The organism is Thermococcus piezophilus (assembly GCF_001647085.1).
Taxonomy (GTDB): domain Archaea; phylum Methanobacteriota_B; class Thermococci; order Thermococcales; family Thermococcaceae; genus Thermococcus; species Thermococcus piezophilus.
The window spans coordinates 694,218-709,682 of record NZ_CP015520.1; the positions used below are offsets into that span (position 1 = coordinate 694,218).

At 49.1% G+C, this 15,465-nt stretch carries 14 protein-coding genes and 4 pseudogenes; 5 read left to right on the forward strand and 13 right to left on the reverse strand.

Translation table 11 applies throughout. From position 1 onward, the window contains the following. Positions 1 to 116 precede the first annotated feature (116 nt). From A7C91_RS11070 to A7C91_RS03805, 7 genes are all read right to left on the reverse strand, one after another. On the reverse strand, positions 117 to 389 hold the full coding sequence (locus A7C91_RS11070; protein ID WP_199920101.1) for a hypothetical protein: 273 nt from the start codon (positions 387 to 389) through the stop codon (positions 117 to 119). A gap of 34 nt (positions 390 to 423) precedes the next feature. Then, positions 424 to 1,101 carry a fumarylacetoacetate hydrolase family protein gene (locus A7C91_RS03780; protein WP_068665035.1) on the reverse strand — a complete coding sequence of 226 codons (678 nt, stop codon included), beginning with the start codon at positions 1,099 to 1,101 and terminating at the stop codon, positions 424 to 426. A gap of 184 nt (positions 1,102 to 1,285) precedes the next feature. Beyond that, positions 1,286 to 2,332: an aromatic amino acid transport family protein gene (locus A7C91_RS03785; RefSeq protein WP_068665037.1), complete on the reverse strand. Its 1,047-nt coding sequence runs from the start codon at positions 2,330 to 2,332 to the stop codon at positions 1,286 to 1,288. 300 nt (positions 2,333 to 2,632) lie between these two features. Next, complete coding sequence (locus tag A7C91_RS03790) at positions 2,633 to 3,550, reverse strand: hypothetical protein (RefSeq protein WP_068665039.1); 918 nt, start codon at positions 3,548 to 3,550, stop codon at positions 2,633 to 2,635. Positions 3,551 to 3,833: 283 nt separating this feature from the next. After that, the gene (locus tag A7C91_RS03795; RefSeq protein WP_068665041.1) at positions 3,834 to 4,988 is read right to left on the reverse strand and encodes a tryptophan--tRNA ligase; all 1,155 of its coding nucleotides are present in this window, start codon (positions 4,986 to 4,988) and stop codon (positions 3,834 to 3,836) included. 120 nt (positions 4,989 to 5,108) lie between these two features. Further along, positions 5,109 to 6,518 (reverse strand): acetate--CoA ligase family protein, encoded by a 1,410-nt coding sequence (locus A7C91_RS03800; protein ID WP_068665043.1) that lies wholly within the window; start codon positions 6,516 to 6,518, stop codon positions 5,109 to 5,111. Between the two features lie 51 nt (positions 6,519 to 6,569). Continuing rightward, on the reverse strand, positions 6,570 to 7,892 hold the full coding sequence (locus A7C91_RS03805) for an SLC13 family permease (protein WP_068665045.1): 1,323 nt from the start codon (positions 7,890 to 7,892) through the stop codon (positions 6,570 to 6,572). 143 nt (positions 7,893 to 8,035) lie between these two features. On the opposite strand from A7C91_RS03805, the gene A7C91_RS03810 reads away from it, so the two are divergent. The 5 genes and pseudogenes from A7C91_RS03810 to A7C91_RS10740 form a co-directional block, all read left to right on the forward strand. Continuing rightward, positions 8,036 to 8,611 (forward strand): winged helix-turn-helix domain-containing protein, encoded by a 576-nt coding sequence (locus A7C91_RS03810; RefSeq protein WP_068665047.1) that lies wholly within the window; start codon positions 8,036 to 8,038, stop codon positions 8,609 to 8,611. A 24-nt stretch (positions 8,612 to 8,635) separates the two neighbouring features. Then, positions 8,636 to 8,941 (forward strand): DUF211 domain-containing protein, encoded by a 306-nt coding sequence (locus A7C91_RS03815; RefSeq protein WP_068665049.1) that lies wholly within the window; start codon positions 8,636 to 8,638, stop codon positions 8,939 to 8,941. Beyond that, entirely contained in the window at positions 8,942 to 9,499 is a 558-nt protein-coding gene (locus tag A7C91_RS03820) for an ArsR/SmtB family transcription factor (RefSeq protein WP_068665051.1), read from the forward strand. Between the two features lie 231 nt (positions 9,500 to 9,730). Further along, positions 9,731 to 9,997 (forward strand): annotated as a pseudogene (locus tag A7C91_RS12315) (alpha-amylase); the annotation flags it as partial. A 137-nt stretch (positions 9,998 to 10,134) separates the two neighbouring features. Then, positions 10,135 to 10,293 (forward strand): annotated as a pseudogene (locus A7C91_RS10740) (alpha-amylase domain-containing protein); the annotation flags it as partial. Between the two features lie 394 nt (positions 10,294 to 10,687). Here A7C91_RS10740 and A7C91_RS03830 read toward each other — a convergent pair. From A7C91_RS03830 to A7C91_RS11075, 6 genes and pseudogenes are all read right to left on the reverse strand, one after another. Continuing rightward, positions 10,688 to 11,134, reverse strand: coding sequence for a hypothetical protein (locus tag A7C91_RS03830; protein ID WP_068665055.1), 447 nt, complete (start codon positions 11,132 to 11,134; stop codon positions 10,688 to 10,690). A gap of 82 nt (positions 11,135 to 11,216) precedes the next feature. Continuing rightward, the gene (locus A7C91_RS03835; protein ID WP_199920102.1) at positions 11,217 to 11,660 is read right to left on the reverse strand and encodes a hypothetical protein; all 444 of its coding nucleotides are present in this window, start codon (positions 11,658 to 11,660) and stop codon (positions 11,217 to 11,219) included. Positions 11,661 to 11,945: 285 nt separating this feature from the next. Further along, on the reverse strand, positions 11,946 to 12,566 hold the full coding sequence (locus A7C91_RS03845) for a hypothetical protein (RefSeq protein WP_199920103.1): 621 nt from the start codon (positions 12,564 to 12,566) through the stop codon (positions 11,946 to 11,948). 219 nt (positions 12,567 to 12,785) lie between these two features. Then, positions 12,786 to 14,158 (reverse strand): annotated as a pseudogene (locus A7C91_RS03850) (NAD(P)H-hydrate dehydratase). 38 nt (positions 14,159 to 14,196) lie between these two features. Beyond that, a complete protein-coding gene (locus tag A7C91_RS03855) occupies positions 14,197 to 15,162 on the reverse strand; it encodes a radical SAM protein (protein ID WP_068665064.1) in 966 nt (321 codons plus the stop codon). Positions 15,163 to 15,256: 94 nt separating this feature from the next. Continuing rightward, positions 15,257 to 15,457, reverse strand: a pseudogene (locus tag A7C91_RS11075) (IS6 family transposase); the annotation flags it as partial. Positions 15,458 to 15,465 lie beyond the last annotated feature (8 nt).

The following is a 15,465-nucleotide window of genomic DNA, read 5'->3' on the forward strand; positions in this document are numbered from 1 at the left end:
AGGGACAGAACCGAAATAAAATCGGGCGGAATTCAAAAAGTCACGAAGGAAGTTCGATACATACCTCCTATTTTATCACCATGTCGAGGAAGTCGTCTTATCTCCCGGGTTATGAATCACCACGAACCACTTTCTCCCGAGGAGTTCCACAACGGTATCGACGTGGTTCGGGTTCCAAAGTCCTTTAGAAACCTGCCGTTTTCCGAAACTAACCTCAACTGGGGCTGGAGTATAGATTCATGCTCAGATTCAGGGAGCCAGAGAAGACGTACTTTTTGGTGCCCTCTGGCGAGGGTCTTTCCCTTGACGTAGACGAAGTTTCTGCCCTTGAGGCATCCAGATGCCAGAACAGTGAGGATGAACAGAAAGGCAAGGCGCGCTTCATTCACACCATCAGAAAGGTAAGAAAAAACAAAAAGTTTCTCAGCACAGTACCGAGCCCTCGCTTATCACATCTTCCTCCAGTGTTCCGATGCCCTCTATCCAGGCCTCGACTTTATCCCCGTGCCTCAGGGGGCCAACGCCAGCTGGGGTCCCCGTGGCTATTATGTCGCCCGGTTCGAGTGTCATCACGCTTGAAATGTACTCTATCAGCTCTGGGATCTTGAAAACCATCTCGCTCGTCCTTCCGAGCTGCCTAACTTCGCCGTTGACCTTCAGGCCTATTTCCAGGTCGCTCGGGTCGAGCTCTCTCTTATCGACCACACTTGGCCCTACCGGGGCGAAGGTGTCAAAGCCCTTAGCTATTGTCCATGGAAGGCCCTTCTTCCTCGCTTCGGCCTGAATGTCGCGAGCGGTTATGTCGAGCAGTACCGTGTAGCCGAGGACGTAGTCCATGGCTTTCTTAGCTGGAACGTTCTTCGCCCTCTTGCCGATGATCACCGCCAGTTCTACCTCGTGGTCAACGCGCTTGCTCATCCGAGGGAGGAGTATCATCGAGTTCGGACCGATGAGCGCGGAGGGCGGTTTTAGGAAGAAGACTGGCTTCTCTGGGACGTCGCTCCCCATTTCCTTGGCGTGCTCGGCGTAGTTTTTGGCCAGAGCAACTATCTTAGTAGGATTTACCTCGTAAAACCCGTCTCGGAATGGAAGGCGAAGCACTGTGGTCCACCGGCGGGAGTTATACGAAGGGAATTTAAGGCTTCCCAAGGAATTCACCAGCACACCGTGATATGACTCCAAGTCATCAAAGTCATGCCCGCAAAAGCCACATCCCCCGTATCGGGATTCCAGGCTAGAAGCTCACGGTAGGGCTTGAAAAAAGAGAATGGAGTTTGAAAGTATTTTAGCCGTATCTAGCCTCCGCTTCTCTCTCGATTGACGCCAGACCAAGCCTGTCGGCTATGTATATGGCCATAGGCAGCACGATGAAGGCCATCAGGTCACCAGTGTCTCCGGCGATTCCAAGAACGCTCACGAAGTCACCAACGCCCGAAAGGTAAACCGCCAGCGGCGGAATAACCGTCAGGGCCCAGGCAAGCTTCCTGTCCATCCTCAGGTACTCCTCAACGTTGCTCAGCTGGGCGAGTCCTATTCCAATGTAGCTGGTCGTTATTGCGAAGAGAGGTATAAGGTTGCCGATTATAAGCCCAGTTCTCCCGTAGATGCTCTCAAGAGCCTGCGTGGCTATCTGGGGCGTTTCGGTGCCAAAGACCAGCAGGAAAGATGCCATGAAGAGTGCGTAGATAGCCGTTGGGATCACGAAGGCCCAGTTAAGGAGCTTCTTCGTCTCTTCGTAGCTCCCGAGACCCTTGTAGACATCGGGGATGACGGTATGGCAGCCAAGGGCGAAGATTGAAACACCCACAATCGCCCACAGACCGCTGTCGCTCATGTATAGGGCGTTCTCAAGCCTTCCACGGGGCAGGAGCATAACCGCGACCGCGAGAAAGAGGAAGAGCATGACGAGACTCATGACAAGCTCGCTCTTTCCACTCGCCTCGAGACCAAGGTATATTACCAGGGAGGCAAGAACCCAGAATATTAGTGCTCCCAGAGTCTCACTAACCCCGAAGAGGCTCGCGAAGACGCTACCCATGCCGGCGATGTATGCCAAGAGCGCGCCGAAGCTCATCACCGTGACGCTCACAAACATGAGCAGACCGCCGCCACGCCCGAGGGTTCTTTTGGCTATCGTGCTAAGCTGGGCACCCTTCATCCTAGCCGAGAAGTCGAGAACGACCCTCGCGGTGAAAAGCATGAGCACCATTACCGAGATGAGCACAACTACAGCGGGAATCAAACCAACGCTCTTGGCGGCATATGGCAGGCCGAGGACGCCGGCACCTATCTGAGTACCGATAAGCACGGCGAGGGCTTCACTTTTCTTCATCTCACACCACCTCCGTTAGATGATAGATCTTCGGACCTAATACGTTTTGTCGTTAGAAAAATCAAGACTCGGATGAATTTTATCCCAGCGTTCAACTGCACACATGAACACGAATGGACAGAGAAATGCATTTCTTTGTGAAAAAATTTTCATGAAATGCCAAAAGTCCCGAAAATATGCGGCTCTTTGATGGAAGAAAAAGACAAAAGGAGAGAATAGCGCCTACTAAATCATAGCTTCAGAGGCTCGGAAATAGTCGGTCTGGATGTGCCGTATTCGGCAACGAAGTCTTCTATGTGGTCAAATATGGTAATGTAGCTCGCAAGCGCGTAGTGGGTGGTGGCAAGCATCTGGAAGTAAGTGGCGAAGCTCTCGTCGAGGTAGCCGAGCTTTACGTAGCCGGCGAACCACATGTGGGCAATCGTAGAACACAAATGCCAGGTTGCAGTGGACAAGGTCGCCAAAACCCTCTCTGACACCCAGAACAACCGAATTGACCTCCGGCATCTCCATGCCGTGCCCGATGTTGTAGTAGGGCTCAAACACCACAGATAAATTCTCAAGCGGTGCAACGCCGGTGACGTTGATGTACAGTCCGAGGGAGAGTGCTATTAAGCGCTTCATCTTCCGCCAGATAACCGGGTCGTACTTCTCATGCGGAATGTAGGCCGTAACTTCGATGCCTGCCGTTGTGAAGTTCTCGGTAACGATGTCCCAGCGGTAGATAAACGCCTCACCGAAGGCATACAGGAGCTTAGGGCCGCTGAGCCGGCCGGTGGAGTTGAAGAAGCCGTAGCCAGGTAAGACAAGGGTGTATCCATCGGGCAGAGAGTATGAGAGGTTCAGACCGGTGGAAACCGCGTTTATCTCCCACCAAGTAAGCGGCGAGCCGGTGTAGTGGTAGGTTAATTCCACGAAGGCGCTATAGTTCAGCACGTAGGTGAGCTCCCCGCGAAGGGTTTCCTCCGAGGAGTTGAACCTCACCGCGTAGATGGACAGATAGCCATGCTTCTCAACTATCCTGTGCTCGTCAAGCCGTGAGAAGTCAATGGAGATGCCTTCAATCGTGAGGTTGACCCTCAGGAAGCCCGGGTTGTCATTGAGGTGGGAGAGCATGAAATAAATCACCTTCTCCGAGAGATTGCTCAGCACGAACTCGTAGTGCCCGCGTATCAGTTCCCCATCGTACTCAATGCTCAGGTTGCCGCGCTGAACCAAGTTGATGAGATGAGCTCATCCCACAGGGGATCGTCGCTCACGGGTGTCAGGTTTTCGATCCTAGGATTTTCCGGATATAGCACCGCGAAATTGGAGGCTCTACTGGAAGGGGTAAGGCTGGAAGTGCTCGTTGACGTGCCGCTTTCCCCGAGACAGCCGCTCACTATGACCATGAAGACTACAAGAGGGACCAAAAGCGATGCCCTCTGCATTTTACCCACTAGTAAAATTCAAACCCAAAGAAGTACAAAAAACTTTAGAAAAGGAAGTAAAAACTGGGGCCTCAACCCTTCAGCGGCTCCGGGATGCTCCTCTCCCACTGCTCCCTAGCAAGCTCACCGGTGTACTTGAACTTCTCTACCTGCTTTTCGGCCTCCTTGCGCTTTTTTTGGTGGTCAATGAGGAACTCCTGCACCTTCTTGATGAGGTAGCGCTTGCACTCCCCACAAGTCAGCTCTCCGGCCTTACAGGCGTGGTAGCGCTCCATTAGCTTTTTGTCGTCCTCCTCGAAGAATATCTCCAGCCATTTGAAGACGACGCACTTCTCGGGGTTTCCTCCCTTTTCGCGTTGCTCTTTGAGCGTCGGCTGACCACCGGTCAGGGTGTACTTCCAGATTTTTTTGCCGGCCTCCTCCGGATCGTCGGTGAGGTAAACCGCTGTTTCAGGCTTGCTGGCGCTCATCTTGCCTTCGAGACCCATCAGACCGGGCACGAACTTGCTGTGCAAAGCTGCCGTCTTGTAGTAGCCAAGGCTTTCAGCGAAGTCTCTCTGCAGTCTCCAGTAGGGGTCCTGGTCTATTGCCGCTGGAATCAGACAGCGCTTCTTCTCGAAGAAGGTCGGAGCGGCTTGTATTGCAGGATAAAAAATCATTCCAATCTTGCTCTGCTCGGTAAAGCCGAACACTGCCCTCGCCATCGAGAAGTTTATCTTCTTGGCTATCGGAATGGCCATCTCGTAAATCTGGGTGAACTCACTGTCCTGAAAGATGAAGGTCCTGTCCGGATCGAAGCCGACCGCTATTATATCAAGGATGTTCTGGTAGGCCCAGTACCTGGTGTCCTCAAAGGTGAGCTTGTCCTTGAACAGAAACTTCTCGTCGTCGGTTATCTGGATGTAGAGGTTCACCTTGAACTTCTCCTGGAGCCACTTCGTCGCGAAGAAGGGTATGATGTGGCCTATGTGCATCGGCCCGCTCGGACCCCTCCCGGTGTAGAGGAAGAAGCCCTTTCCGCTCTCATAGTCCTGGAGAACCTTATCGTAGTCCCTGTGGGAGAAGAAGAACCTCCTCCTGAAGTAGAGCGGTAGCTCGCTCTTGGTCAGCTGGGCGGTCTTCTCAAGCAGCTCGTCCGTCAAAGGACTCGTTCCAAACTCCTCTATCAGCTTGTTGTAGTCCACCAAACCCTCAACGTCCCATGGGGTAACCTTAAACTCGTCCATTCAAAGCACCTCCAGTTCCAGTGGAAACGAAACTCAGGGCTAAGCTCAACCAGAAGAGGAAGGCTTCACCAAGGCCAAAAACAATCACCGGGCATGGGAATGGAAAGGGAAGAAGAGAATTTAAAGTTTTCCATTCTCCCTCAGCCACTCGCCGTACCTGACAAGGGCATAGACGGCATCAACTCCGTCCTCAACGGTCTCGTAGACCGGGACGCCCTTCTGCTCGATGTTCCTTGCCATCTTGTGCGGGTAGTCTCCTCCCGGAGCGACGAAGACTATAGGCTTGCCGTATTCCTGCATCTTTGCAACAGCATCAACAATTCCCTCGTCGAGAGCGGGACTCTGGAAGAGTGCGATAACGACAAGAACGTCAACGTTCGGGTCCTCAAGGGCGTAGCGCATGGCCCTCTCGTACCTGCTGGACGGGGCGTCGCCAATGACGTCTATCGGGTTCTTGTAGCTCATGTGGTGCGGGAGCTTGCCCTCTTCTATGTCCTTCCTAAAGCGCTCATTAGTCTGCTCGGTGAACTCGGCAAGCTCCATTCCACGCTCAAGCAGGCCATCGCTCATCATGACTCCGGCACCGCCGCCGTTTGTGACTATAGCGACGCGGTTGCCTTTAGCGGGCTTCTGCATGGCTAAAGCTTTGGCGTAGTTGAAAAGCTGCCTCATGCTCTTGGCCGAGAGAACCCCGGTCTGCTCAAAGACAGCCTCGTATATCTTGTATGAACCTGCGAGCGAGCCGGTGTGGGAAGCCGCCGCCTTAGCGCCGGCCTCGGTCCTTCCGGCCTTAAGGATTATGACGGGCTTCCTGAGAGTAACCTCCTTAGCCGTCTCGAAGAACTTCCTTCCGTCTTTGACGCCCTCGATGTAACCGGTGATAACTCCGGTCTTGGGGTCCTCGCCGAGATAAGCCATGAAGTCGCTCTCATCTAAGTCAGCCATGTTTCCAAGGCTGATGAACTTGCTCATACCTATCCTGTGGTTGGCAGCCCAGTCGAGAATAGCGGCTCCAAAGGCACCGCTCTGGCTCATGAAGGCGATTTTTCCGAAGGGTGGCCTCGCCTGCCTCTCCGGCGGGTTAAAGTTGCAATCGAAGCCGTTCTCAAGGTTGGTAACACCAAGACAGTTGGGGCCAACCAAGCGAATGTCCCACTTCTTAGCCCTCTTAACGAGCTCTTCTTCAAGCTCTATGTTTCCAGCCTCTTTGAAGCCGGCGGAAATAACAACCACACCCTTGACGCCCTTCTCGCCACACTCATCGAGGACATCAGGAGCAAACTTGGCCGGAACGGCTATGACCGCGACGTCAACCTCGTCGGGAATTTCTTTAATGCTCCTGTAAACGGGGAACTTCCTCCCGTTGACCTCAACCTCACCACCTTTGACGTTGACGGCGTAGACATTACCATCGAAGTTGAGGGTTATCGAGCGCATTATCGAGTTTCCAACCTTTCCTGGAACATTTGAAGCGCCTATAACAGCCACGCTTTTCGGGTAAAACATGAAGTCCAGTTTTGGTGCTCCCATCTCATTCACCTCCGAAATTTTTTCGGTCAGTTCTATTTAAGTTTTCCCTCTCTAAAAATCAAATGGATAGAGGAAGATTATCATGAGGTAGAGCGCTATGAAGAGAGGAATTTCTATTATTGCTCCCGCCCTTATGTAGTCCATGAAGCTATATTCCCCAGGGCCGAAGACTATTGTGTTGGGTGGCGTTGAAACCGGCGTCCAGAACCCTATTGATGAGGTCATTGCTATCGCCATTAGGAGCGGGTAGGGGCTTATACCAGCAGACTGGGAAATGCTCACAGCTAAAGGTGATAGTATGGCTGTTGTAGCCGTGTGGGACATGCTGTTGCCGAGAAGGAAGGCTATAACCATTATCGCCAGCAGGAGAATATAATGAGAGTGAATATAGCCGGTGACGGCCTTTCCTACCATCTCCGCTGCCCCAGTTACTTCCATCGCCTTACTCAGTGGGAGCATTCCAGCGAAGAGGAAGACAGTTGTCCAACTGACGGAGTTGAAGGCCTCTTTAGCAGAGATTATACCAAAGGCCACCATAAGGACGGCCCCAAGTGCTGCAGCCGTCTGATACGGAAGGAGCTTGAGCATCATGGCAAGTATGGTCAGTACGAAGATGACTATCGCCATCCACATTCTGTCCTCCCGGACCTCTTCGAGTTCTGAGATAGCTCTCCCACTGAATGACGCTTCTGAACTCGGCAGAAACCTCCTTCCAACTGTTACCGCCAGGGCTATACCGAGTATCGTCAGAGGAAGTCCTATTTTTCCAAACTCAAAGAAGCCAAAAGGCTGAAGGCTCATCTCTTCTAAAACGCTATTGACTATTCCATTGGGTGGTGTTCCAATGACCGTGAGAGTTCCGCCTAGCGAAGCAGCCCAGGCCAGCGGAAGAAGCATTCGCTTGGGACTTATTCCAGCCGAGCGAGAGGCAGCAACGACAATTGGCAGTAAGGCGACGGTGGTTGCGGTGTTGCTGAGAAAACCGCTGAGGATTGCCGTAACTATCATAATGAAGAGCATAAGACGAACCTCGCTTGTTCCGGAGATTCTGACGACAAGCTCACCGATTTTTTGAGCCGCGCCTGTCCTGAAGAGGCCTTCCCCTACCATGAACATAAAGAGGAACACTATGACCCATTTGTAACCGAAATAGGAGAAGGCCGTATTTGCGTCAAGAATTCCTGTTACGGAGAGCACCACAGGGACGAGGACGGCGGTAAATGCAATAGGGATTATCTCAGTGAAGAACAGAACAAAAGCCACACCAAGTAGAAGGAGAGACATTTGAGCAGACATTAAAACCCTCGAGAGAACATAAAAACCCAAAACAACCGCCGAAATTATGATCCCATGGACAAGTTCCTTGCGCTCCATGCCACTCACCCATTGGATATTTTATCCGCAAATCTTTCAAGTGGAGGGCAGCCTTGACATATATAAACCTACCGCCGAAAGCAAAAGGGTTATATGCCAGAACGTTCAAAGAACCGTTAGAACGTTTAAATTGGGTGGGAGCGATGGCAAAGATTAAAGTCATAACTGACCCAGAGATAATAAAATTGATGCTTGAAGATACTCGGAGGAAGATATTAGGACTGTTAAGGAACAGGGAAATGACGATTTCCCAGCTCAGCGAGATTCTGGGAAAGACACCCCAGACAATTTACCATCATATCGAGAAGCTCAAAGAGGCTGGCCTCGTTGAGGTCAAGAGGACCGAAATGAAGGGAAACCTTGTGGAGAAGTACTACGGCAGGACGGCGGATGCCTTCTACATAAACCTCTACCTCGGCGACGAGGAGCTCCGCTACTTAGCCAGGTCACGGCTCAAAACGAAGCTTGAGATATTCAAGACCCTTGGTTATGAGTTCAACGACGAGGAGCTGCTGGATGTAATGGACCAACTCCTCAGGAAGGAGCACGAATACAAGACAGATATATCCAACGAAATAGAAGCCAACGAAGAGAGGCTGAAGGAGTTCTCCAACGAGGACATAATCCACGCTATAGAGTGGCTGGCAATGTCCAAGATGGGTAGGGACGAGGAAGCCATTGAGCTTCTCAAGAAACTCGGGAAAATACTTAAAAAGTAAGAGTGAAACTGGAAGCGATGAACTATGGCAAGGGGAATAAGGCTTCTCGTTTTGGACGTGCTTAAACCACACCAGCCGATAGTGACTGAGCTAGCCCTGGGACTCAGTGAACTTGAGGGAGTCGATGGGGTCAACATAACCCTCGTGGAAATAGACAAAGAGACCGAAAACGTCAAGATAACAATGGTCGGTGACAACCTGGACTACGAGGAGATAGTCAGAACCATCGAGGAATTCGGCGGGGTCGTACACAGCATAGACATGGTCGCGGCCGGAAAGAAAATTGTCGAAGAAGGCGAAACGCCTCAGGACAAGCTGGAGGAGTATTAAGTGAGGGAAGTCCTCATTATCACGGAACCTGAAAAGGTCAAAGTACTCTCGGAGGAAACCCGATTCAGGATTCTGCAACTCCTCAAGGAGCACCCAATGACGATTAACGAACTCAGCGAGGCCCTTGGAAAGGACAGGACAACCGTCTATCGACATGTGAAGATGCTCGAGAACGCAGGACTCATCGAGGAGCTCAACAGTGACGGAAACGAGAGGATTTACACTAGGGTGGCGAGGCTGTTCCTCATAAAGTCAGACCTGGACGAGAGTGTGGAGGAGTTCAGAGAGGCCTATCTCCAGGTGGAGGCCGAGAAGCTCGTCCAGATCCTCGAGAAGGCAGGAGTCAGAATAAAGGATCGAGAAAAGCTGAAGCGCCTCATCAAAGTAGTACTCAACGAAATCGAACTCAACTCCCAGCCCATAATCAAGAGGGTATCTCAAGCTGGGGTGGATCTGACGGAAATAGAGCTCTTCCACCTTCTCAACATGCTCGTCTTCCTTCAAAGCTGCGAGCTCTGCGAGAAAGCCAAGGAAGTAAAGAAGCTCGTGGAGTTCTGAAGCTTCTTTTTATCCTCCCGATAAAACATGAAGTTTCATTGTCATCGTCAGTGAGTGAGCAATTACGTTCACTAATGCACATTGGTGGCAAAGCTTAAATATTTCACCATCAGTGATATATTGTGACCAGTCTTACTTGGGGTGATATCATGGCCAGAAAAGCAGCCGTTGCAGTTTTGATAGCTGTTCTGATTTCCATGAGCCTGTTTGAAGTCCAGCCAGGGGGAAACACTGGAAAACGGCAGAGTCATAATGCAGGCCTTCTACTGAGATGTGCCCATGGGTGGAATCTAGTGGGATACAATAAGGGCTAAAGTGCCTGAGTGGTCTCAAGCAGGCATAGCCGCAATATGGCTGCCGCCGGCGAGTAAAGACATGAGCGGCAGCTATTCCGTGGACTATGGTCCATACGACCACTTCGACCTCGGCGAATATGGCCAAAAGGAGACGGTAGAAACGAGGTTCGGCTCAAAGCAGGAGCTCATAGCTCTAATCAATAACCCCCGCCAACGGCAGGAATGTTTGAGGGACCTCATTAAAACCCGCTAAAAAGTTGGCGCAGAAAGGGCAGGATTGCGAAGTGAAAACTACAAGATGGATGAGGCTTTTGATAACAATAATCAAGCAAAACCGGCAGGTGGGTCTACGTTCCGAAGTTTGCTGGCTCATGCATACACGAGTACACAGGCAATCAGGGGGATTGGGTGGACAGGCACGTTCAGTACGACGGATGGGTTGAGCTTACTGCTCTACCTCATGACTCTGCCAATGGCTACTACGGCTACTCCGTCTAGAGCTACTGTGGGGTTAGGTAAATTTTTCCTCATCTCATTATTCTCTCGGCCTCTTCAGGCCGAGCGTTTCTTCGGATCCTAATGCCAACCCGGCCCTGAACAGTAGAAACGTCCGGATCAAAAATACTGAAAGTCCTCCCAAAGCGCAAGGTGAACAGGACTTCTTCCCGATGCTCAATCCTCTACCCAGCAGTGGCATAGCGGGGATTAACCCTATCATTAGAGCTATCTGCTCCACGATTATCCTAAAAGGCACCTAACCATTGTAGAAAAGCCTTAGTATTGATCCAGTCATGCCAGCTAATGCGAGTGGCATAGTTGATTCAAAGTAGGTTTCCAAACTCGGTAGAGCCTTTAGGATTAGTTTAAGAGGATAACAATTTACTGACCGTCCTCATTGGTATCCCTCCGAGTTTCTTTGTATTTTTGAAAACCCGCCCTCGGTATCCCAATCACAGATGCCCCGAATAACAACGCTGGAATCCACAATTTTATGCCAATCAACATGGTAGTTAATCTCCTGAAGAAGTCCACCAAGCCAAAAATTTGTCACCCAGTAGAAGATATCCGAAAGGTGCTCCAAATACTCTCCAAGCAAAAAGGCCACGCTTGTACTCAAAGCTGAAGAATATGGGTACTTAATTTTATTGACATGTACCACTATTCCAACCAGCAGGACAGTCCAGGGGGTTACGGCGGCCATAGCCCCAAAAAATAAAAAGATATCGTTCATCCCAACTTCCACACCCAATACTGAAATATCCAGTAGCTGCCAAAGCACTTTCACTACCCCAACCATCAGCAGTCCAATGAGAACTGCCATCAATGGTTTCCATTTCATGAAGTTCACCCCTAGGGAGTTTTGTATTGAATATTGAGGTAATCATACTGAATGGTCGTATGTTCATTGTCATGAGGCTTTATCACAGAACAGGAGGAAAAATAAATAGCATTAACACACCAGACAAAGCAACATTAATGTGCAGTCCCAGTGGCAATTTCTCTACAAGCCTGTTAGATATGCTCCTAGCTAACAAAAAATATGAGCAAATCCATCCAATTAGCATTACAATTTCTCTTAAAAGAAATGAAGCTTCCATAAAGTATAAGACAAAGTTTAAAAGGCCCGCAATACCCAGGGGGTAAAAAGAAACAACATGTTCAGTCCATGAAGTGATTTTTATCCTGTACAAGACCACTAATCCTATTGATATTAAAATCATCGAACCTCCATACACAATAAACAATTTCAAGAGAGCACCGATTATTGCGGCAAATACTAGAACAGCAGAAGTCAGCCAGTCATTATTAGCCATGCTCCAAGTAGCAATAACAAATATGTTCTTAAGTGAGAAAGCGCTTCCCAAAATAAAGGAATGAAATTTATAAACTTCCGGAAAGTTTCCACATTAACACCCCCACAATCTAAGATGACCCCAAGTACCACCCCACTAAACTCGCTGTGGAGATCAGCAGGATATCGATAAACAAAGATTTTAATTCAGATTTAGGGGATGTACATTTTAGATAGAGCCAATATACAAAAAGTGGAACAACAACATTCGGCATAATAAAGCCACCAAAAGATGCACCTACAATAAAATTGAACAAAAAAGAAAATGAGACGATAATGACTTTTCCAAGCTTCACCCCTATACCTCCTCGTATATTAAGGCATCCAAGGACGCTCCCGATGCCAATGTTAAAATTATACCTATTGCCTCAGAGAGAAGTGCGGTAGTTCCGGTTGCCATGAACCCTCCAATGATACCACCGGCACTAGCTAAACTCATTATATAGCTCTGAAGAACGGAAGCGCTCATATGCCCGATAACGAGTATCCCATGTTTTCCATATCCCGAATTGAAAGTTATTCCCATCCGGATATTGGAAGTAAATCTACTGTTTGTTTCGACAGTTATAACCTTATATCTGCCTTTATCCTCCACATTAATCAGATGGGCCCCATTCAATGAAGAAGTCCACACTTTGAGATTGGATGGTACATAAAAAGCTACAGCATATTTTGTCAGGGGAATAATGCGGTATATTTTCACAGCAATGCCACCAAGTTCATTATGCCTCACTTTATAGTATCGCACCTTGGTAATGAAAGTTATAGGAGGTAATGGGATTGTTATTTCCGAAACAACTGCATGATAGCCATGTAAAGTGCTTTTTATATATGCACCAATACCTATTGTATCATCTGGCTTTATTGGCTCCTTCTGGATTGGTACTGCCAAAGCACTCCCGGCAGTCACTCCAACCATCAGCAGTCCCAAGAGGACTGCCGACAAAGGCTTACACTTCAAGTGGTTCGCCTCCGATAGTTTTCACTTGATTATTGAGGCTAAGTTTTTAAAAAGTTTTTTCTTCAATGGTAAATTACAAACCAATATAAAAAATAATTTTTACGGACAAATACAACATAACTCAGCTAAAACAAGTTAAGTAAAAGAGATTTCCAGATAAATATTAAGAAATCAAACTTAGAACTCCATCACTCTCTTCACAGCGTGCGGCACCTTGTTGGCCACCTCCAATGCCGTGAAGTTCTCGCCGAGCTCGTCCTTCACCATGTCTCCAGCGAGGCCGTTGAGAAAAGCACCAACTGAAGCGGCCCTTAGAGGCTCGTTGCCCAGAGCCAGCAATGCACCGACAAGGCCTGCAAGGACATCTCCGGTTCCCCCTGTTGTCATCCCCCTGTTGCCGGTTTTGTTGTACTTCCAAGTTTTCCCGTCGCTTATGACGTCGTAAGCACCTTTGAGCAAAATAACACCATCAATTTCCCTCGCTTTTTTCATAACGAGTTTAACTTTCCCCTGGAGGGAATCTCCGGGCTTAATGCCAAAGAGAGCCTTGAACTCACCGCCGTGGGGAGTTAGGACGAAGGTCTTGCCCTTGAGAACGCTCAAGTCCTCAGCTATGGCTTTTAGTCCGTCAGCATCTACCACCAAAGGCTTTTCGCAGTGCTTTACAAATTCTCTAACAAACTCCTTGGTTTCTTCCTTCACTCCCATACCGGGTCCTATGAGGACGGCATCAGCCTTTTCTGCCAGTGCCAAGACTCCTTCAAGATGCACTTTTGTGAAGTTCTTTCCTTCGACTGGCCTTAGAATAATATCTGGATCGGTTATGCGCTTCGCAGGATATTCCGGCATCACCAGATACACTAAATCAACGATATAGCTGGCAGCTTTTGCCGCCAAGTAAGGAGCACCGAAGTAGTCCTCACTTCCACCGATTATTAACAGCTTTCCGTTCTGACGCCCCTCTTCCTTAAAGCGAACTTCGCATCACCGGGGCCAACTAGGTGATTGGATAACCAATTTTGGCAACGATTCTTTCAAAACCCTCAAACTCCTCCTGAATGTTACAGCAAAGTTGCACTTAACTTGAACTCTTGAGGGATAGCCACAACACTGACAATCCTAGCTTTTCCAGAATATTCGTTGATTTTCTCAATTGCGGCTCGCGCGGCTCGCCCTTTGTGCCGGCTCCAAGAAGGGCATCAACGAATCCTCAAGATTGAGAGCCTTTATCTGGCTTGAGTCCTTAAGGATTTTAAGTCAAGCTTCCTAAGGATTTCCCAGTTGTGCCTGGCTTCCTCACTTCTTTCATCACCCACCAAAAAGACCGTCACATCATTCTCGAAGCTTAAATGTCAAAGCCATCCCCACCGTTGTTTCCCGTCCCGCAGAATATTGCCACGTTACAAACTTTTCTTCTATTGCTCTTGCCACTCCAGCGCCGGCATTTTCCATGGTGAGATGCCAAGCCACTTGGCGTTGATATCCCAGATGTAAACGTCTTCAGCATCACCATGGGAAAATCGGAAAAAGAGGGTTAAGACCTTTTCCATTCTTACTGCTGAAAAACAGAAAGTAATCCCCGCTTGTCCTAGTCAGTTTGAGATTTATCACCTCTGCTCGGGAGTCTCCTCATGTAGAAATTCTCCCCCCTATATTCCAGTTTCATGAGCTTGCCTTCTTTTAAAAGTCCCTCGATGATACTCCAATTTGCATTGGCCTTATTTAGGAATTCTCTGACCGCGCTTTCCCTCATGGGATGAACGGCCGTGACGCTGAGCAGGTCCTCCACCACGTCCCCCGTTAATGCAAAAGCGTTCCCCTCATAGCCTATGAGGTACTCCACCCTGTCCTCGCCAAGGACTTTGGCAAAGGTCTGGAACACCCGGTTTATCGTCTCTTCTCTTGCTGGTTTAACCCATCTCTCACAAGGGGGTCTGGTCGGAACCGCTATGTATGCCTTATCCGGCCTAAGCTCCCCAAGAAACTCGGCTACCCTCTCAAACTCTTTCCCGTAGCCATCCCAGTCGATGAGCATCGTCTCAGTAACAAGTCTGCCTTTGAATTCCTTCCTGAGCTCAAGCATCCCTTCAAGTATCCGTTCGAGTTTTAACCTTCTATGGGGCCTGTTTATTCTCCTCCAAACTTCGTCGGTGACGGCATCAACTTTTAGTGATATAAAATCGAACCCGAGAAGGTCTTCCCTAACCTCCTCCATCCACACCAGCGAGGAGTTGGTGAGAATCGCGAGGGGAATGTCGAGGCTTTTCAGAAGTTCTACTTCCTTCCCAAGGTTTACGTCCAGTGTTGGCTCTCCATCGGGGACGAACGTGAGGTAATCAATTGTTTCGTTTCGTATTTTTGCTTCTTCCACTTTTTTCTTGACTTCCTCAAAGATGAACTCGGTAGGATAAAACGGTCTTCTCTCGACATACATTTTAAGGGTTCTCCCTATCTGGCAGTAGACACAGGCGTAGGAGCAAACCTTGTCGGGGATATTGTTTATTCCCAGACTCCTGCCCAGCCGTCTTGAAGGAACCGGTCCAAAGGCAATCATAACTACACCAGGAATTAGATTCACCTAATCAGCCTTAAATCTTTCGGTTCACTATTCAGCCCCAAGAAGTTGAAGGCAGTCTTGTATTAGCTTTTTCATCAACTGCGATGAGATTTCTTTGTTTTTTAACTGCGAGGAGTTTTGGCGGGTAACTCAACAATTTTTGTACTGTTGTGTGGCTGATCCCGAGGATTCTGGCGAGTTAGCGGGTAAGGCCTTTCAGGTATAATTCAACTGCCCTACTTTTCTTTTCTGCTGGTATTTTATTTCCGCGAAAGGGTTTTAAGGCTGAAATTACTTATT

Excerpts from the sequence above, each read along its gene's own strand:
- A7C91_RS03845 (WP_199920103.1), bottom strand. The coding sequence starts at position 12,566 with ATGGTTGGAGTGACTGCCGGGAGTGCTTTGGCAGTACCAATCCAGAAG.
- A7C91_RS03810 (WP_068665047.1), top strand. The coding sequence starts at position 8,036 with ATGGCAAAGATTAAAGTCATAACTGACCCAGAGATAATAAAATTGATG.
- A7C91_RS03830 (WP_068665055.1), bottom strand. The coding sequence starts at position 11,134 with ATGAAATGGAAACCATTGATGGCAGTTCTCATTGGACTGCTGATGGTT.
- A7C91_RS03815 (WP_068665049.1), top strand. The coding sequence starts at position 8,636 with ATGGCAAGGGGAATAAGGCTTCTCGTTTTGGACGTGCTTAAACCACAC.
- A7C91_RS03785 (WP_068665037.1), bottom strand. The coding sequence starts at position 2,332 with ATGAAGAAAAGTGAAGCCCTCGCCGTGCTTATCGGTACTCAGATAGGT.
- A7C91_RS03855 (WP_068665064.1), bottom strand. The coding sequence starts at position 15,162 with ATGATTGCCTTTGGACCGGTTCCTTCAAGACGGCTGGGCAGGAGTCTG.
- A7C91_RS03800 (WP_068665043.1), bottom strand. The coding sequence starts at position 6,518 with ATGGGAGCACCAAAACTGGACTTCATGTTTTACCCGAAAAGCGTGGCT.
- A7C91_RS03795 (WP_068665041.1), bottom strand. The coding sequence starts at position 4,988 with ATGGACGAGTTTAAGGTTACCCCATGGGACGTTGAGGGTTTGGTGGAC.
- A7C91_RS03805 (WP_068665045.1), bottom strand. The coding sequence starts at position 7,892 with ATGGAGCGCAAGGAACTTGTCCATGGGATCATAATTTCGGCGGTTGTT.